This window comes from Clostridium sp. YIM B02569, from assembly GCF_022320765.1.
Taxonomy (GTDB): domain Bacteria; phylum Bacillota; class Clostridia; order Clostridiales; family Clostridiaceae; genus Clostridium; species Clostridium beijerinckii.
Genome location: NZ_JAKJJX010000009.1, coordinates 86,475 through 106,348, shown reverse-complemented (window position 1 = coordinate 106,348; position 19,874 = coordinate 86,475). Strand labels below are relative to the sequence as shown.

Annotated in this window: 15 protein-coding genes, 1 riboswitch and 1 other annotated feature; of the genes, 11 read left to right on the top strand and 4 right to left on the bottom strand. The window is 30.2% G+C overall.

Going from position 1 to position 19,874, the window contains the following annotated elements; genetic code table 11:
* Positions 1-2: 2 nt before the first annotated feature.
* The 4 genes from L3B96_RS10040 to surE all read left to right on the top strand — a co-directional run bounded on the left by L3B96_RS10040 (position 3) and on the right by surE (position 3,887).
* Complete coding sequence (locus L3B96_RS10040; RefSeq protein WP_238860649.1) at positions 3-746, top strand: dihydroorotate dehydrogenase electron transfer subunit; 744 nt, start codon at positions 3-5, stop codon at positions 744-746.
* A gap of 21 nt (positions 747-767) precedes the next feature.
* Positions 768-1,664: a dihydroorotate dehydrogenase gene (locus tag L3B96_RS10035; RefSeq protein ID WP_238860647.1), complete on the top strand. Its 897-nt coding sequence runs from the start codon at positions 768-770 to the stop codon at positions 1,662-1,664.
* Between the two features lie 91 nt (positions 1,665-1,755).
* The gene (pyrE, locus tag L3B96_RS10030) at positions 1,756-2,430 is read left to right on the top strand and encodes an orotate phosphoribosyltransferase (protein WP_011968349.1); all 675 of its coding nucleotides are present in this window, start codon (positions 1,756-1,758) and stop codon (positions 2,428-2,430) included.
* 695 nt (positions 2,431-3,125) lie between these two features.
* Positions 3,126-3,887 (top strand): 5'/3'-nucleotidase SurE, encoded by a 762-nt coding sequence (gene surE, locus L3B96_RS10025; RefSeq protein ID WP_238860645.1) that lies wholly within the window; start codon positions 3,126-3,128, stop codon positions 3,885-3,887.
* Between the two features lie 33 nt (positions 3,888-3,920).
* Here the strand turns inward: surE and L3B96_RS10020 are convergent, their stop codons facing one another.
* Positions 3,921-5,303, bottom strand: a complete 1,383-nt coding sequence (locus L3B96_RS10020; protein WP_238860643.1) for a DUF2334 domain-containing protein — start codon at positions 5,301-5,303, stop codon at positions 3,921-3,923.
* Positions 5,304-5,942: 639 nt separating this feature from the next.
* Between L3B96_RS10020 and pflB (L3B96_RS10015) the strand changes: the two genes are divergently transcribed.
* The 3 genes from pflB (L3B96_RS10015) (at position 5,943) to pflB (L3B96_RS10005) (ending at position 11,915) form a co-directional block, all read left to right on the top strand.
* Positions 5,943-8,174, top strand: a complete 2,232-nt coding sequence (gene pflB, locus L3B96_RS10015; protein WP_238860641.1) for a formate C-acetyltransferase — start codon at positions 5,943-5,945, stop codon at positions 8,172-8,174.
* 343 nt (positions 8,175-8,517) lie between these two features.
* A complete protein-coding gene (gene pflA / locus L3B96_RS10010) occupies positions 8,518-9,243 on the top strand; it encodes a pyruvate formate-lyase-activating protein (RefSeq protein ID WP_011968353.1) in 726 nt (241 codons plus the stop codon).
* 272 nt (positions 9,244-9,515) lie between these two features.
* Positions 9,516-9,614, top strand: a riboswitch (ZMP/ZTP riboswitch).
* Positions 9,615-9,683: 69 nt separating this feature from the next.
* Entirely contained in the window at positions 9,684-11,915 is a 2,232-nt protein-coding gene (gene pflB / locus L3B96_RS10005) for a formate C-acetyltransferase (RefSeq protein WP_173706933.1), read from the top strand.
* 233 nt (positions 11,916-12,148) lie between these two features.
* On the opposite strand, the gene L3B96_RS10000 is transcribed toward pflB (L3B96_RS10005), so the two are convergent.
* Positions 12,149-12,310, bottom strand: a complete 162-nt coding sequence (locus L3B96_RS10000; RefSeq protein WP_011968355.1) for a rubredoxin — start codon at positions 12,308-12,310, stop codon at positions 12,149-12,151.
* A 160-nt stretch (positions 12,311-12,470) separates the two neighbouring features.
* On the bottom strand, positions 12,471-13,100 hold the full coding sequence (locus L3B96_RS09995) for a 3'-5' exonuclease (protein WP_238860639.1): 630 nt from the start codon (positions 13,098-13,100) through the stop codon (positions 12,471-12,473).
* A 262-nt stretch (positions 13,101-13,362) separates the two neighbouring features.
* On the opposite strand from L3B96_RS09995, the gene L3B96_RS09990 reads away from it, so the two are divergent.
* On the top strand, positions 13,363-14,313 hold the full coding sequence (locus tag L3B96_RS09990; protein ID WP_065416716.1) for an L-lactate dehydrogenase: 951 nt from the start codon (positions 13,363-13,365) through the stop codon (positions 14,311-14,313).
* A 754-nt stretch (positions 14,314-15,067) separates the two neighbouring features.
* Here the strand turns inward: L3B96_RS09990 and L3B96_RS09985 are convergent.
* A complete protein-coding gene (locus tag L3B96_RS09985) occupies positions 15,068-16,039 on the bottom strand; it encodes a biotin--[acetyl-CoA-carboxylase] ligase (protein ID WP_238860637.1) in 972 nt (323 codons plus the stop codon).
* Between the two features lie 185 nt (positions 16,040-16,224).
* Here L3B96_RS09985 and L3B96_RS09980 point away from each other — a divergent pair, with 185 nt between their 5' ends.
* The 3 genes from L3B96_RS09980 (at position 16,225) to L3B96_RS09970 (ending at position 19,445) form a co-directional block, all read left to right on the top strand.
* Positions 16,225-17,259 carry a phosphodiester glycosidase family protein gene (locus tag L3B96_RS09980; protein WP_173706932.1) on the top strand — a complete coding sequence of 345 codons (1,035 nt, stop codon included), beginning with the start codon at positions 16,225-16,227 and terminating at the stop codon, positions 17,257-17,259.
* Between the two features lie 20 nt (positions 17,260-17,279).
* Entirely contained in the window at positions 17,280-18,320 is a 1,041-nt protein-coding gene (locus tag L3B96_RS09975) for a dipeptidyl-peptidase IV (protein WP_238860635.1), read from the top strand.
* A 483-nt stretch (positions 18,321-18,803) separates the two neighbouring features.
* Positions 18,804-19,445 (top strand): site-2 protease family protein, encoded by a 642-nt coding sequence (locus L3B96_RS09970; RefSeq protein WP_011968361.1) that lies wholly within the window; start codon positions 18,804-18,806, stop codon positions 19,443-19,445.
* Between the two features lie 55 nt (positions 19,446-19,500).
* Positions 19,501-19,779 (top strand) — a binding site (T-box leader).
* Positions 19,780-19,874: the final 95 nt, after the last annotated feature.

The window sequence follows — 19,874 nt, the reverse complement described above, 5'->3', positions numbered from 1 at the left end:
TTATGGCTATAACTTACAGAAATGCAAAAGTAGTTTCAAATAAAGAAATCTCGAAAGATATATATAAATTAGTAGTAGAAGATGATGCAGAAATAAAGGCAGGACAATTTTATATGTTAAAGCTAAATGGTGCAACATTTCTGCCAAGACCAATAAGTATATGTGAAAAATCTGAGAATAAACTAACATTTTTATATGCTGTAGTAGGAAACGGAACTAAAGAATTTACTAAGCTTAAAGAAGATGATGAAATAAGCTTAACAGGGCCTCTTGGAAATGGGTTTGATTTAGAGAAAGAATATAACAAGGTAGCACTAGTTTCAGGGGGAATTGGAACAGCACCAATGCTTGAACTAGCAAAGAAATTAAGAAAGAAAAATCCAGATCAAAAGATAGATCTCTATGCAGGATTCAGAGATGATGTTTACTTAATAGATGAGTTAAAAGAATATGTAAATGAAGTTTATATATCTACAAACACTGGAAAAAATGGGCATAAAGGATTTGTTACTGAAATTTTAAAACCAGAAGATTACGATACAGTGTTATGCTGCGGACCAGAGATTATGATGAAAAAAGTCATAGATATGTGCAAAGAAAAGAAAGTGGCTGTTTATGTATCTATGGAAAAGCATATGGCATGTGGAGTGGGTGCATGTTTAGTATGTACTTGTAGAACAAAAGATGGACATAAGAGAACGTGTAAAGATGGTCCAATATTTGATGGATACTATGTTGAACTATAATAACCAAAGGAGAAGAAGAATATGATGAAAGTAACTATTAATAATGTAGAATTTAAAAATCCTGTAATAGCAGCATCGGGAACCTTTGGTTTTGGTGAAGAATTTAATAATTTTTATGATGTTGGAATTCTTGGTGGAATATCTTCAAAAGGGCTTACAATAAACCCAAAGCAAGGAAATGAAGGGATAAGAGTATATGAAACACCATCAGGAATGATGAATTCAGTAGGATTACAAAATCCAGGAATAGATGCATTTATAGAAAATGAGCTTCCGAAAATGAGGAAGTACGGAACTAATGTTATAGCAAATATTGGGGGAGGATGCTTGGAAGACTATGAAGATGCTGTAAGAAAAATTGATAGCAGTGATGTTGACATGATTGAACTTAATATTTCCTGCCCAAATGTAAAACATGGTGGTATGGCTTTTGGGATTAAGTCAAAAGTAGCATATGATGTGGTTAGAGAAATTAAAGCCATGACTAAGAAGCCGTTGATGGTTAAATTATCTCCTAATGCAGAAGATATAGTAGATATGGCTGTAAAGTGCCAGGAAGCAGGAGCGGACTCTATATCATTAATAAATACCTTAAAAGGGATGGCTATAGATGTATATAAAAGAAAGCCGGTATTTAATAATATAACTGCAGGTCTTTCAGGGCCGGCTGTAAAACCAATTGCTCTTAGAATGGTTTATGAAGTGGCTAAGGCTGTAGATATTCCAGTAATAGGACTTGGAGGAATATCAAGTGGTAAAGATGCCGTAGAATTTATGATGGCAGGAGCTAGCGCAGTACAGATAGGAACGATTAATTTTGTAAATCCTATGGCTGGGAAAGAAATAGTTGAAGAAATGGAAAGTTTCTTGAAGGAACAAGGAATTAAGGATATTAACGAGATTATAGGAATAATATAAATTGATCATAAATCCTAATTCCTAATAATGAAAATAAGCAACTGATAAGTGAATATTAATAATTACAAAGTAGATATTGGAGGAATTTTAAATGAAGGCATATAAGAAAGAATTTATCAATTTTATGATAGAATGTGGAGTACTTACATTTGGAGATTTTGTTACTAAGAGTGGAAGAAAGACTCCGTTCTTTGTTAATACAGGTAACTATCAAACAGGAAGCCAGTTAAGAAGACTTGGAGAATTTTATGCAGAGGCAATAAAAGAAAACTTTGCAGATGATTATGATGTATTATTTGGGCCTGCATACAAAGGAATTCCTCTAAGCGTTACAACATCTATTGCTTTGTCTAGCTCATTTGATATTGATGTAAGATATTGTTCAAATAGAAAAGAAGTAAAAGATCATGGAGATACAGGAATTCTTTTAGGAAGTAAACTAAATGATGGAGATAAAGTACTAATAGTTGAAGATGTTACAACAGCAGGAACATCAATTTACGAAACTATGCCTATCTTAAAAAGCCAAGCAGATGTTAATGTTAAAGGTCTTATAATATCGGTAGATAGAATGGAAAGAGGGCAAGGTGAACAATCAGCCTTAACTGAAATCAGAGAAAAATTCGGATTTAAAACTTGTGCCATAGTTACAATGGCGGAAGTTATAGAATATTTATACAATAAAGAGATTAACGGAACTATACTTATAACAGACGAAGTTAAAGGTAGAATTGACGAATATTACAAACAATATGGTGCAAAATAAAAGTATTAAGAACAACTCAACGTGAAGCAATGAACAACCGAAAGAGAATACATATATGTTTCTCAGGACTGTGAAAAATTTCGCTTAGCATATCTAAATGCGAAGTTGCACCCAAGTCTGCATGCTCCTGCGACAAGCCCATGACAAGCAGACTTGGAACAACTTCCCGTTAATATATGCAGCAGCTTATTTTTCAATGCCTGTTCCGCATATATGTATTCTCTTTCTTTGTTTTATTATCACTTTAGTTCTTTTAGTAACACTTAATATAGAAAAAGAGAATATATATTTTATAAAAAGTTACAATATAGTTAAAATAAAGGTATTGTAACAACAGAAATATAAAAATACTTGCCTAAATATGCTTTACTTTAAATTTAAGATAAACAAAGAAATGAAATATATGTTTTTGAGGAGTGTTCATAAGAAGATTTTGCTGGAAGTAATTCTTAGAATATAAGTTGTTCCAAATGTGCTAGTTCAAAGCGTAGCCTTTGAAGCAAGCACTTTGGGTGCAACTTATATTGTTTGAATTACCCAGTAAAATCTTCAGAGAACCGGAGCAAACACATATATTCCATTTCGGTTGTTTAGCAGGAAATTTAAATGTTCATAAGACTGCAAGTGTTTTTATATTTCGGTTATTCATTGCGTTACATTAAGTTATAAACAAAATACAGTTGTAAGGAGGAAATATGAATATTTTAATTACTAACGACGATGGAATAAATGCACCAGGAATAATTGCTTTAGCAAAGGAAATTTCTAAGGAGCATAAGGTTACAATTGTTGCGCCCAAGGATCAAAAAAGTGCGTCTAGTCATTCAATATCTATTCATAGTCCGATTAAAATTAAAGAAGAATTCATTGAAGGCTTAGATTGTAAGGCTTATAGTGTTTCAGGAACGCCTGCTGATTGTACTCAAGTTGGGTTATCCTTTTTGAAAGAGAATATAGAACTTGTAATATCTGGTATAAATAAGGGGCCAAATGTAGGAACTGATATTTTATACTCAGGTACGGTATCGGCAGCAATAGAAGGAACTATATATGGAATTCCATCAATTGCGGTTTCAATGGATGTTGAATATGGGAAAGATAATGAGGATTATTCTAAGGCTGTTAAATGGGCGATAAAAGTTTTAAATATAGCAAAGGAAGAATACTTAAAAAGTGATGTGGTATTAAATCTTAATATTCCAAATTTTAATGAAAGAGATATAAAGGGCATCAAAGTCTGTAAGATTGGAAGGTCCACATATAAAACAGAATATATACTTTTAGAAAGTAATGAAGAAGGTGACTTGTATACAACAAAAGGAACAAGAAATGCTATAGAGGAAGAAGAAAGTGATTTATATTATCTATCTCAAGGATATGTTACATTAACACCGCTTCATTTTGATTTTACTAATTTTGCAATATTAAGTGATGTTACGAAAATATTTGAAAAATAAAAGGCTTGTCATATGCGTGGCAAGCCTTTTTTACTACTTATTTATAAGATTATCAATATGAACAGTAGTATAATCATTATCTTTAAGTGCTTTTACTATTTGTTGCAAAGGTGAACGTGTATCATAATTCACGTTAAGTTTGTTTCCATTTAGGTTAAAGTTTATATAATCTATTTCTATAGATGGATGATAATAAAAGCTATTAAGCGTATCATCATCTCCTTCATTAATCGTATTTACCATACGAGTCGTATCTGTTGATGGATCAGCTATACGACCTAATGGAGTTGGAACAAATAAGTGAGAATCATCTGGCTTATATATGTTCTTTTTTGTATAATCATATGGCTCGTATATGAACTGAAAATATTCACTAATTATTTTCTTTTGTTGCTCAGTATCTCTGTAATGAGGGCTTTCGTAATACGAGATAGGAATATTTAGAGCACTTGCAGTATCTATACCTTTTTCTATCACTGCTCTAGTCTCAGCTTCTGTACTATTTACGTCTTTAGACATTTCTTCACCAGTTCCGCTTGAGTCATTACCAGATTGATGAGTATATCCGTGTAAACCTATTTCTCCACCTTTATTAAGAGCATAATCTAATACATCTACAAATCCTACATTTACAATGTTATCATTCGTCAACAAATCATTATCAAAATTTGCTGAAGGAACTACAAATCTAGGTATCCATGAAATATGAAATTTCAGTCCTTGGGAAAATAGCAAATTAGCCATTATCTTTATTTTGGTTTGATTTTTATCTACAACATTTGTATAACCGCAACCAAAATCTTCAAAACGTATTAAACCAATTTTATCGCTATATAGTATAGCTGAATCTTCTGGTTCCTTTACATCGTTAGGTATTAGGTTTATTTTTTTGTTTTGAAAGTCAAATACGGCAAATAAATCAAAAATTTCTTCTATATCTGAAATTGAAATATAATAGCTACCATTATTGTTAAGTAAATTACCACGAAGATTACCTTTTCTAGAATTCTTTTCATAAGTGGTTTCATTTAAGAAAATTTTATTACTATCATTATATATTGATATGGAATTATTAGAAGTATCTAAGGTATAATTGAGTTTACTGCAAATAAAAGTTAGAGGTATATAATACCTTTGGGCTTTTAGCAGTATTGGAACATTAGTTAGATTTCCTGTGTTCAAAATATTTATGGTTACATCATTTACTTTTGTTACAGGTTTGTCCGAAAATTTAATTTTGGGTGTATACGTACTTTTAAATTTTTCCTCTGGTAGCATACTTGAGTATAATGTTTTATTAATAATAGTTAGATTCTTTCTAAAAAAATTAAAATAAGAAAGAACTTGATATAATATAAAGACAGATAGAGCTATTGCTAAAAAAGAAAATAAAGATAGTTTAGCATTCCTTTGCATATGTTTTCTCCCCTTTGAATTATGTATAAACAATATTGTAACAAAATTATATCATTATTTTGTGTCAATTATTTTGTATGAATGTTAAATTTATGTTATAAATTCTAAAAAAAGTTGACAAAGAAAACTTTTTGGTATAGTTTTATAAGCTTATGAATCTAAAATATGAAATTCAAAAATGGATTTTAAAAGATTGAAGAATATTTAAAAATTATAAATGTAAATAACATTATGTTTAAAACGTTTTCTGATAATACTAATATGTCAATATAAATTGATTTATACACTGAAAGAAAAATATTATAAATTTAAGAAATGGTAAAGGTTATAATATTTGCAGTTAGTAATCTAGAGATAAATAAATCAATAACTTGATTTATTAATAATATTTTTTATAAATTAAAGATAATATCTTAATTAGCAATAAGTGACAAGTTAAGGGGAAAATTTATTTCGCGAACTTATAGAAATATTATCTTATGAAAGTCTGATAGATTTATTAACAAAAAAGTGAAACTAATTACTAATTGATAAAAGATATCATTGACATGTATTTAATTAAAGTATACAATAATGGTATGAATTAATTGATTAAAAATTAACAAAGTTTTTAATCAAAAGTATAAAGGAGGAAAACTAATGTTTAAACAATGGGATGGATTTAAAAACGGAACATGGCAAGAGAGTATTGACGTAAGAAACTTTATACAAAAAAATTATAAGTTATATGAAGGAGATTCAACTTTCCTAGAAGATAAAACTGAAAAAACAAGCAAAGTATGGGCGAGAGCTTATGAATTAATAGTAGAAGAAGTTAAAAAAGGAATTATAGATGTAGCGACTGATAGAGTATCAGGAATAGATAACTATGAACCTGGATATATAGATAAAGATAACGAAGTTATAGTTGGACTTCAAACAGATGCACCACTTAAGAGAATAGTAAATCCATTTGGTGGAATGAGAATGGTTCAAAGCTCTTTAAAAGAATATGGATATGAGTTAGATAAAAATATCGAAGAATATTTTCCTAAGTACAGAAAGACTCACAACGAAGGTGTATTTGATGCGTATACAAAAGAAATAAGGCTTGCCCGAAGTGCTGGATTATTAACAGGTCTTCCAGATGCTTATGGTAGAGGAAGAATAATTGGTGATTATAGAAGAGTAGCTCTTTATGGTATAGATTACCTAATAGAAGAAAAGAAAAGGGATCTTGATAATCTAAATGGTGATATGCTTGATGAGTTAGTAAGAAAAAGAGAAGAAGTTTCAATGCAGATCAGAGCTTTAGGCGAAGTAAAATCAATGGCAGCAAAATATGGAATTGATATATCTAAGCCGGCATCAAATGCAAGAGAAGCAGCACAACATTTATACTTTGGATACTTAGCAGGAATTAAGGAAAACAATGGAGCTGCAACATCATTTGGAAGAACTTCAACCTTCTTAGATATTTATATTGAAAGAGATTTAGAAGCAGGATTAATTACAGAAAAAGAAGCTCAAGAAATTGTTGACCAACTAATTATAAAGTTAAGATTAGTTAGACACTTAAGAACTCCAGAATATAATGAATTATTTGGTGGGGACCCAACTTGGGTAACTGAATCAATTGGTGGTGTAGGTATTAATGGCAAGCCGCTTGTAACTAAGAATTCATTTAGATATCTTCATACCTTAATTAATCTTGGAACATCAGCAGAGCCAAACTTAACAGTTTTATGGTCAGATAAGCTTCCAGAAAGCTTTAAGAAATATTGTGCAGAAATATCAATAAAAACAGATTCAATTCAATATGAAAATGATGAAGTTATGAGACCAATATATGGTGATGATTATGCAATAGCTTGCTGCGTATCAGCTATGAAGGTTGGTAAACAAATGCAATTCTTTGGAGCTAGAGCAAATATAGCTAAATCACTTTTATATGCTATAAATGGTGGAGTAGATGAATTAAAAGGTATTAAGGTAGTACCAGGAATTGAAAAACTTACAGACGAAGAAATTCTTGATTTTAATAAAGTAAAGTCAAATTACTTCAAAGTATTAGAATATGTAGCAAAAGTTTATGTAGATACAATGAACATAATTCACTTTATGCATGATAAATATGCTTATGAAGCAGGCCAAATGGCACTACATGATACAGCGGTAGAAAGATTAATGGCATTTGGTATTGCAGGACTTTCAGTAGCGATAGATTCATTGTCAGCTATAAAATATGCAAAAGTTAAACCAATTAGAAATGAAGATGGTATAACTGTTGATTTTGAAGTTGAAGGAGATTTCCCTAAATACGGAAATGATGATGATAGAGCAGATGATTTAGGCGTAGAATTAGTAACTAAATTCTCAAATGAGCTTAAGAAACATCCACTATACAGAGATGCAAAACATACATTATCAGCGCTAACAATCACATCAAATGTAATGTATGGTAAGAAAACAGGGACAACTCCAGATGGAAGAAAGAAAGGTGAACCACTTGCTCCAGGAGCAAACCCAATGCATGGAAGAGATATTAATGGAGCATTAGCATCACTTAACTCAGTAGCTAAAATACCATATAATGAAATTTGCCAAGATGGTGTATCTAATACATTCTCAATCGTTCCAGATGCACTTGGAAAAGATGAGAGTCAAAAGATAACTAACCTAGTTGCAATATTAGATGGATATTTCACTCAAGGGGCTCATCACTTAAATGTTAATGTTCTTAATAGACAAACATTGATAGATGCTATGGAAAATCCTGATAAATACCCAACACTTACAATCAGAGTTTCAGGGTATGCTGTTAACTTCAGTAGATTATCAAAAGAACAACAATTAGAAGTTATAAGCAGAACATTCCATGAGAGCATCTAATGAGAAGTACAGTAATGTATATTAGTTAAGGATTACTATAAAATAAATAAATTTTTGGAAGAAGGGGAAGGTGAACTTTCCCTTCTTTTGCCTTATGATGAAGAAACAATAGAGTTAGATAATATTAAGTAATGATATAGTGTACCATATACAATTCGCTTAAATATTAATAGCTTATTTAAGGGAATAATAAATTAATATATATTCTAAAAGTGTTAATTCAATAAGCGTTCTCTTAAAATACTAGATAATGTCCCCAAATAATTTTATAGAGGATGAATTATATTATTTAGAACTTATGTATATTAATTTGAAGTATAATAAAGTATAGGGGGTGTAACAAATGGTAAAAGGTAATGTTCATTCAATAGAGAGCATGGGTCTTGTAGACGGACCAGGAATTAGAGTAGTAGTATTTTTACAAGGTTGTGCGTTAAGATGTAAGTATTGTCATAATCCTGATACTTGGGCTACTAATGGTGGAGAGGAATATACTCCAGAACAGCTAGTTAATAAGATTGAAAGATTTAAAACTTATTTTGCAAGTAGTGGAGGAGGAGTCACATTCTCAGGTGGAGAGCCTTTAAGGCAGCCAGAATTTCTACTAGAAACTCTTAAACTATGCAAAAGTAAAGGAATTAATACTTGTATTGATACAGCAGGTTATGGATTTGGTGATTATGATGAAATATTAAAATATACAGATTTAGTTTTATTTGATATAAAACATTTTACACCAGAAGGATACAAAAATATAACTTTAATGAATATAGATGAATCCTTGAAATTCTTAGAAGCGATGAAGAGAAATAATACAAAGATGTGGATAAGGCATGTTGTGGTTCCAGGATTAACAGATGATGTAGAACATTTAAAGGAACTTAAAAAATACATTGACGAGATACCTAATGTTGAGAAAGTAGAATTACTTCCATATCATTTATTAGGGACAAATAAGTATGAAGGACTAGGGATTAAATATCCTCTTGAAAATGTAAAAGCTATGGATAAAGAATTAATTAAAAAATACCAGAAAGAGATATTTGGAGATTATTCTTATGGCAAATAAGATGGGTTCAATGGGGATTTTAAATTTAGCATTAAGATTAACTTAAGGCATATGAAATAAAATAACGAGTCCAAAATGCTATGATTATTTTTTAGTAGGCAAAGAAGCAGATTGGGCTTATAGCGAGCCTATTAGTGAAATCTGCTGATGAAGCATAATGGAAAATATGTTTTACAGATGGGCTCGTTATTTCTTCATTATGCCTAATACTAATAAGTGTAAAATTATTCTTGTTGACAAACTAAATGGTTTGGTATTATTCTTATATTAGATATTAGTCATATGACTGACGGAAGTGGAGTTACCACATGAAGTATGACTAGGCATATTATCTTATATGCCACAAAAAGCCGACCGTCTGGGCAAAAAAAGCCTGGATTGCGTCGGCTTTTTTATATGGAAAAAATTATATAATTAAATTATTTTAGGGAGGAAAAATTATGTTTAAACAATGGGAAGGATTCAAAAACGGAACATGGCAAGAGGGTATTGATGTAAGAAACTTTATACAAAAAAATTATAAATTATACGAGGGTGATGGAAGTTTCTTAGAAGAGAAAACAGAAAGGACAAGCAAAGTCTGGGACAAAGCTTATGCCTTAATAGTTGAGGAAGTAAAAAAGGGAATAATTGATGTTGCTACAGATAGAGTATCAGGGATAGATAATTATGATCCTGGGTATATAGATAGAGATAACGAAGTTATAGTTGGGCTTCAAACAGATGCACCACTTAAGAGAATAGTAAATCCATTTGGTGGAATGAGAATGGTTCAAAGTTCATTAAAGGAATATGGATATGAACTTGATCCAGAAATTAATAAGCATTTTTCAAAATACAGAAAGACTCACAACGAAGGTGTATTTGATGCGTATACAAAAGAAATAAGAGCAGCGAGAAGTGCTGGATTATTAACAGGCCTACCAGATGCATACGGTAGAGGAAGAATAATAGGTGATTATAGAAGAGTAGCTCTTTATGGTATAGATTACTTAATAGAAGAAAAGAAAAAGGATCTTGATAATCTAAACGGTGATATGCTTGATGAATTAGTAAGAAAAAGAGAAGAAGTTTCAATGCAGATTAGAGCTTTAGGTGAAGTAAAATCAATGGCAGAGAAATATGGAATTGATATATCTAAGCCAGCATCAAATGCAAAAGAAGCAGCACAACATTTATACTTTGGATACTTAGCAGGAATTAAGGAAAACAATGGAGCTGCAACATCCTTTGGAAGAACTTCAACTTTCTTAGATATATACATTGAAAGAGATTTAGAAGCAGGGTTAATTACAGAAAAGGAAGCTCAAGAAATAGTTGATCAATTAATTATAAAGTTAAGATTGGTAAGACACTTAAGAACTCCAGAATACAATGAGTTATTCGGAGGGGATCCAACTTGGGTAACTGAATCAATTGGTGGTGTGGGCATTAATGGTAAGCCACTTGTAACTAAGAATTCATTTAGATATCTTCATACTTTAATTAATCTTGGAACATCAGCAGAGCCAAATTTAACAGTTTTATGGTCAGATAAACTACCTGAAAGCTTTAAGAAATATTGTGCAGAAATCTCAATAAAAACAGACTCTATTCAATATGAAAATGATGAAGTTATGAGACCAATATATGGAGACGATTATGCAATAGCTTGCTGCGTATCAGCTATGAAGGTTGGTAAACAAATGCAATTCTTTGGAGCTAGAGCAAATATAGCTAAATCACTTTTATATGCCATAAATGGTGGAGTAGATGAATTAAAAGGTATTAAGGTAGTGCCAGGAATTGAAAAACTTACAGACGAAGAAATTCTTAATTTTGATAAAGTAAAAGCAAATTACTTCAAAGTATTAGAGTATGTAGCAAAAGTTTATGTAGATACAATGAACATAATCCACTTTATGCATGATAAATACGCTTATGAAGCAAGTCAAATGGCTCTTCATGATACAGCAGTAGAAAGATTAATGGCATTTGGTATTGCAGGTCTATCAGTAGCAATAGATTCATTATCAGCTATAAAATATGCAAAAGTTAAACCAATTAGAAATGAAGAAGGTATAACTGTAGATTTTGAAGTTGAAGGAGATTTCCCTAAATACGGAAATGATGATGATAGAGCAGATGATTTAGGCGTAGAATTAGTAACTAAATTCTCTGGAGAGCTTAAGAAACATCCACTATACAGAGATGCAAAACATACATTATCAGCGCTAACAATCACATCAAATGTAATGTATGGTAAGAAGACAGGGACAACTCCGGATGGAAGAAAGAAAGGTGAACCTTTAGCACCAGGAGCAAATCCAATGCATGGAAGAGATATTAATGGAGCATTAGCATCACTTAACTCAGTAGCTAAAATACCATATAATGAAATTTGCCAAGACGGTGTATCGAATACATTCTCAATCGTTCCAGATGCACTTGGAAAAAATGAAGATCAAAAGATTAATAACCTAGTTGCAATATTAGATGGATATTTCACTCAAGGAGCTCATCACTTAAATGTTAATGTTCTTAATAGACAAACATTGATAGATGCTATGGAAAATCCCGATAAATACCCAACACTTACAATCAGAGTTTCAGGGTATGCTGTTAACTTCAGTAGATTATCAAAAGAACAGCAATTAGAAGTTATAAGCAGAACATTCCATGAAAGTATTTAGTAAAATAAAATTATTGTGTTTATAGTAAAGTTTTGATGAATTTAAATGCACAAAAATTTTAAGAAAACATAAATGGATTGAGGCTAATAAATTAATTACAAATATAAAAAGACTATAGGACATAATATTCCAGTCCATATAGTCTTTTTGGTTTCATATGAAAATATTAATTTAAATTGTCTTTAAGTATACTAATTTTTACGAGATGAGTTAAATATAATTTTTATAATGTGTTATTCTAGTACAGAAAAATTATCTTTGTTAAAAGCGCAAATGGGACATACCCAATAATCAGGCAAATCATTAAAATCTACATGTGGAGCAATTCCACCATCAGGATCTCCAAGTTCTGGATCATAAATATATCCGCATACTTCACAAACATATTTTTTCATTTTATCACCTCATTTATAAATTAAACAAGACAAGAATAAATTTTAAAACTGTCTAAATCTAAAATTCTAGATACCATAAAGAATATATAGAGTAAAAACAACAAGTTATAGTATATTATATGATATTTTTATTGAGGTGTTAATTAATAAAAATTATATTTTATTTTAAACCGTTTGAGTTGCTAGCTAGAAGATTTGAAAAATACCCTTTTGGAAAGTGGCCTTTCTTTAATCCTTCGATAACAGTTAAATATGTTGCAGCTGTATCAAATCTGGCATCATGATAATTTCCACTACCTTCAAATAATTTTTCAGATGTCTCAACAATTTGCTCGCTTGATATGTTTAACCAATCTATCACTTCAGATAATTTTGGATTTTTGATTTCTCCATTGGCTTTTGGAATCTTACATATATCTCTATAGTAAGCCATAGTACAGAAAACATTTTTTGGATAAAAATCCTCTCCTAAAGATAATAGTTCATGTTTTAAAAATCTAACATCAAAATTAACATTATGACCAATTAGAAAATCAGCAGTCATAAAATCATCAAGAAATTCAGGTACTAAATCCTCAAAATATTGTCCATCAGATAATTCATAAAGCTTCTCTAAAGAAAAACCATGAATTTCTTGGGCAGAAGGATCCATCTCATCGACTGTAAAAAAGAAGTTTTTACCAGTAGTTATCTGAGGTTTTGTACTAGCATCAACAGTTATGTAACTTAACTGACATATGCTGCCGGGTTTTATACTAGTGGTTTCTGTATCAAAAAATAATAATTTCATTAAAGTGTACCTCCATCTTCTGCGTAAAACATTTAAAAATAATTACGTCTATATGCTTACTAATAAATTCATTATTAAGTTGCTAAATTTAATTATATAGTATTTACGAAAAAATTCAAATAAGGTATAATCAGATAAGAATGATTATTAATTAATAAAATTGTTGGATAATAATTTAAGATGAAACTTTTTATGAGCAAATAATAAATTTGTTATCTGGAAAGAATAGAATTAATATTGTATTAATTAGGAGGAATATATAATGGTAGAAAGAAAACGTAAAATATCTGTGATTGGTGCAGGTTTTGTAGGTGCAACAACAGCATATGCATTAATGAATAGTGGAGTAGCTACAGAAATATGTTTATTTGATATAAATATGGATAAAGCAATGGGAGAAGTTATGGATTTAGTTCATGGTACTTCTTTTGTAAAGCCTGTTAGCATTTATGCAGGAAGTATTGAAGAAACTAGAGATTCAGATATAGTTATAATTACAGCTGGTGCAGCTCAAAAAGAAGGGGAAACTAGACTAGATCTTATTGAAAAAAATTACAATATATTTAAGAGCTTTGTTCCACAAATAGCAGCAGCAAGCCCAAATGCTATTTTGTTAGTAGTATCAAATCCATGTGATGTGCTTGCATATATAACTTATAAGTTATCTGGATTCCCTAGGGAAAGAGTAATAGCATCAGGAACTGTATTAGATACGTCAAGATTAAAATACGTTATTGGTAAATACTTTAATGTAAATAATAATAATATCCATGCGTATGTTTTGGGAGAACATGGTGATAGCGAAGTTGTTAGCTGGAGTACTGCAAGCATAGCTGGAGAAACTTTTGAAGAATATGCTAAAAAGTTCAATTTAGAGTGGGATGATGATGTAAAATCAGTAATAGAAAGCGATGTTAAAAATGCAGCTTATGAAATAATAAGTAGGAAAAATGCGACTTATTTTGCTGTAGCATTAGCAGTAAATACAATAGTAGAAGCTATATTAAGAGATGAAAATACTATTTTAACTGTATCGTGTTTGATGCAGGGAGAGTATGGAATAGAAGATGTTTACTTAGCAGTCCCAACAATTTTAAATAGTAAGGGTGTTGTAAGAATTGTAAACCCTGTTCTAAATGATGAAGAATTGAAAAAGTTAAAAGAATCAGCAACTGTTCTAAAAGGACATATTGAAAAAGTTGTGAATAAATAACTAGAATTAACTAAATGTATTGTGTATTAAGCGAAATATAAAAATACTTGCAGTAGAGTAGGTTCTAAGTTTACTGCTGAACTCTCGAAAGGGAATATATGCGTTTGTTCTGGTTCTCTGAAGATTTTACCGGGTGATTCTAAGTAGAAGTTGTGCCCAAAATGCTAGCCTCAAAAGCAAGTTTTGAACTAGCATATTTGGAACAACTTCTAATCTAAGAATCACAGCCAGCAAGATCTTCTAATGAACACTCCACAAAAGCAGATATTCTCTTTCTTTATTTAGTAGTAAACCTAAATCAAATTCATATTTATGCAAGTATTTTTATATTTCTGCATTTAGCAATATCCCATCTAATAATTGACTTAAATATTTTAGAGTCTATATTGATTCCTAAGTTTTTCTCACATATATTTGAAAAAGCAGCTGGTAAAAGATACCACTACACATTCGTCTGTGACTTTTTCTTATAACTATCATCATAAATTTATAATATTTGAAATACTCAAAATGATAGCAAAACAAAGAAAGAGAATACATATATGTGAAGCAGGCATTGAAAAATAAGTTGCTTATATCTTAATGGGAAGTTGTTCTATTTTTGCTTGTCCTGCGCTTGTCGCAGGAGCATGAAGAAATGGTGCAACTTTCTATTTAGATATATCCAACGAAATTTTTCTAGTCATGTGGAACATATATGTATTCTCTTTCGATTGCTTATCTCATCATTTTGAGTGTTTCGCAATACTGTTTTTTAGTTCATTCCATTAAAACTAATCTCTCCAGTAATTACAGCTTTTTCATTTCCGCTGCCATCTATGACCATAAGGTCGCCGTTATCAGAAACAGAAACACAGGTAACAATTTCTTCATTATTATATGTGATTAATTTTGCCTTTCGACCTAAAATGTTGGAATGATCTCGGCAGATTGAAATTGTCTCGGAAAGATCTAATTTATTTATGAAGTTATTGTATAATACTTCGAAATTATTTAAGAAGGCTGAAAGTATCTCACTTCTTTTGAAATCTTTATCATATTCAATTTTTAGTGAAGTGGCAATTGCTTTTATACTATCATCAAAGTCACTTTCATCTATATTAATATTCATCCCTACGCCCAAAACTAAATAATGAACACTATCCATGTCACATTTCATTTCAGCTAGGATTCCACAAAACTTTTTGTCATTCAAAAGTATATCATTAGGCCATTTAATGGTTGAATTAATACCTAAATTACTTAGTGTCTTATATACAGAAGCAGCAGCAATTTGAGTTATTTTAGGAGCTTCCGTTGGAGGAAGTTTAGGTCTTAATATTAATGAAAACCAAAGACCGCCATTTGGAGAAACCCATTTCCTATTGAAGCGACCACTTCCTAAAGTTTGCTTTTCTGCAATTACTATAGTACCGTGTTCGATTTCTTTCTGTGCAAGCTCTTTTGCTTTAATATTTGTAGAATCTATTTCATCAAAGTAAACTATGCTTTTTCCAATAGCAGATGTTTTTAATAAAGGTAGAATTTCATTTTTATTTAATAAATCAGGAGAATTAAGTAATTTGTATCCCTTATTAGAAATTCCTTCTATTATATAGCCTTTTAATTTTAAGTTTTTTATATGTTTCCATATAGCAGTTCGTGAAACATTTAAAGTAGAACTTAGGTATTCGCCAGAAACATAATCTTGAGATTTTTTTAATTCATTTAAAATTTTATCTTCCATTTATATATACCTCCTAAGACTAATTATAACATAATGTGAGTATTTAAAAGCAAAATCCAAGTACCAAATAGAATAAAATGCTGGAAAAATGAAATTATTGTAATCTAATTGAAAATATTATATAATTAGGTCTGGTGTAATTTTTATAAATGCAACTAAAATGCATTTTTAGAGAGGATAATAAAATGGATATAAATAGAAAAAATAAGAATATAAATAAGAAATCTAAGGTAAAAAAAAGCAAGAAAAGAGTAAATAAGATTTCATTTAAGACATTAGCTATATTTTTTGCATTTGAATTATTTTTTACTGGATGTACATTCCCATTTTTACTTTTATATGGACCATTTGATAATGCGAAAAGCCAATATGTTGGAGCAGCAATGACTTCAATGAGTCATCAATATCTGGCTACATGGTTCTTATCAGATAAAAAAATAGCTGAAATTATGGGAGAAAACTCAACTGAAGAAACTAGTGAAACTACTAATATATCTGATATTAAAGTTCCAAAGGTTAAAGATGATACTATAGAACTTCATGATATAGAAAATTCTAAGTATACTGGTTATTATTTAGTGGTAAAGGACCCAACAAGAGTTAAAATTGGAGTAAGTTCTAAATTGGGAGTTGAAGGTGAGACTACATCAACAATTGCTGAAAACAATGATGCTATAGCTGCCATTAATGGTGGAGCATTTACGGATCAATCCTCTGCTGCTCAGTGGACAGGAAATGGTGGATTGGCATCAGGAATTGTAATGACTGGTGGTGAAGTGAAAGTTAATGATGTAGGAGATAACCCAACAACAACTTTTGGGATAGATAAAAATGGAGTGATGGTTGTAGGTGATTATACAGTAGACAAACTTAAAGAGCTTGGAATTCAGGAAGCTTTAAGTTTTGGTCCGGCATTAATAATTAATGGAAATATGGTAAAGATAAACGGTGATGGAGGATTTGGGACAGCCCCTAAAACTGCTATAGGACAAATGAAGGATGGCTCAATAATTCTCCTAGTTATAGATGGTAGAGAAATTGGAAGCATAGGAGCAACATTAAAGGAATTACAAGAGATTATGCATCAGCTAGGTGCATGGAATGCAATGAACTTGGATGGTGGAAAATCGACAACATTGTATTACTATGGAGAAGTTAGAAATAAACCATCAAATAGTATGGGAGAAAGAACTATTCCAACAGCAGTTATTGTTAAATAAACAGAAGGTGAGGTAGAATTATGAAGATGTTTAAGAAGATAACTGCATGGGCATTGTTATCTATACTATTACAAATTTCTGGCTTATATATTTTAGAAAATTTTATTTTTAAGCATACGTCAGAATTTAAAAGTAATAAAATAGAAGTTCAGAAGAAAGATATTACAAAAGATATTAAGGCTAGTATTCCAAGTAAAGCTAAGGATGTTAGCATATCATATGATGGTAAGTATTTAATATATAAATTAGATGAAGAGTTATATTTGGAGGACACTGCTACAGGTACGAGTAATAAGGTCACAACAGAAAGCAAAGGAACTATTATGTATTGTGATTGGCTTCAAGAAAGAGACATATTAGTAATAGCAGAGAAAGCCAAAAAAGAGGGCGAATCTAAAGTTCAAATTATAACTTATAATGTAAAGAATTCAACAGAGTCTTTAGTTAAAGAAATATGCTCAGCTGAAGATGATATGGAAGTTAGTAAGATAAGTGCATCTATATTTACAAATGTGTATTATGTAGATATTTATAAAGGTGGATTAAAGAGTATAGTTTATAGAATTGATATAAATAATGATATGAGTAAAGTGCAACTTAAGACTAATGTCTTAGGAAATATGCAAGTAGTTCCCCACAACGATAGATTAATATATGAAGATAAGTTGAATAGTAAATTTTTTGTTACGAGTCCTAATAAGCAATTAACATTTAGTGGTAATAAAAATCTGACGCTTCTTGGAATCGACAGAAATGATGTGATTTATATTGGTGAGCTTAACGGTGATAAAATTACCAGTATCACTTATGGAAAAGTTGATGAAGATACAGCAAATTGGAAAAAGGCAACACTTGATTCGGTTGTAAGTGCTAATGACTTGTATTTTAGTAATAAAAGTGAAATACTAGTCAATGATAATCTTAAAGGTAGTGTTAAGAATTTAAGTACAGGAAAAGAAGTTGAATATGAAGGAAAACTTGTTCAGATTAAAGAAGATTTCATAGCGACTGAAGATAATAGCGGAAAATTAGTTTATAAAAGTTTAAATAATAGTAAATAAAGATTGTAAATAAAGAGTGTTTAATTAAATTGAAATTAAACACTCTTTATTAAATTAGATCTTATAATGTATATGTTGTAACTGAGTTTCTACCTTTTGTCTTAATTGAGCATTTGTTTTACTAAAATTTTAAATGTAGGTTTATTAGTACAACATATAGAACAATGTTCTGATATAAACTAATGAGTGCATTTACATTGTTGATAGTAATCTTTTATGATATAATGTTGGGAATAAATAGTAATCAATATATACATTTTATATAAACATTTAAGACACTATAATAGCGTAAGGAAGATAAAGAATATATATACCTAAAAAGTTTGATTTATAAAAATTTATCTTAAATTATTAGGTGGCAAAAATGAATAAGTCTATAAGAACAGAGTAATATTATTTAGTTGAAATATATATGTTCTTTTAATAGGATTTGTTCTAAGTATGATATAATATAAAACATACATATCGAAAAAGGAGGAAAACATGAATTCAGTACTTAATATGATTTTAATGATTCCAGGGATGCTTATCGCTTTTACATTTCATGAATATGCACATGCATTAATAGCAGATAGAATGGGAGATAAGACACCAAGGTTTCAAGGAAGATTGACTTTAAATCCAATTGCGCATATTGATCCTATAGGATTTGTGGCTGTACTTATCTTTAGCTTTGGATGGGCAAAGCCAGTACAAACTAATCCATCGGCATATAAAAACTATTATAAAGATGACTTGAAAGTAAGTTTAGCTGGACCAATTGCAAATTTTTTAGTTGCCATAGCAACTTCAATAGTTTTGGGACTTTATTATAGTTTTGCATATAGATTTTTACCAGATGCATTAGCTGGTGTTTTAGAGCGAATGATATATATGACGCTTGTTATTAATGTAAATATAGGATTATTTAATTTAATACCAATACCAGGACTAGATGGCTTTAGTCTTTTAAGAGATTTAAGTCCAAATACGTTCTATAGATTTGAAGAAAAATTTTATCAATATCAAATGTTCATTATGTTAGCGTTAATCTTTGTTGGAGGAAGAATAATTTCTATACCAGCCGGCGTTATACGTAATATGCTTTTAGGAATTACTAATTTAATAACACGTTTCCTATTTTAAAAATAAAGTTGACAAAATTTAAGATAATTTGTATAATTTATTATCATTAATATTGAAAAATTCTAAGAAGAGGAAAGTAGTTTAATTAATTCCTTTAGCGAATAGGGAGATGGTGTAAGCCCTATGGATAGATTAAGTGAAAAGAGCCTTGGAGAAATCACCTGAAATAAGTAGTTAAAAAGATAATAATCTAATATAGCTGGTATGATATATTAATTATTATTTTTAAACCTTTAGTAGGGCTGGTCGCAAGTTAAATTGCGTTAAAAGTTGAGAGGTATTTTATTTATATAAAATACAATAAGAGTGGTACCGCGGATAATTCGTCTCTTTTTATTTAAGAGGCGGATTTTTTTTGTTCTTTAGGAATCTATATCGAAGTTAAATTTGTGCATTTATTATGAGAAATACTGACTAAGAAAATTAAAT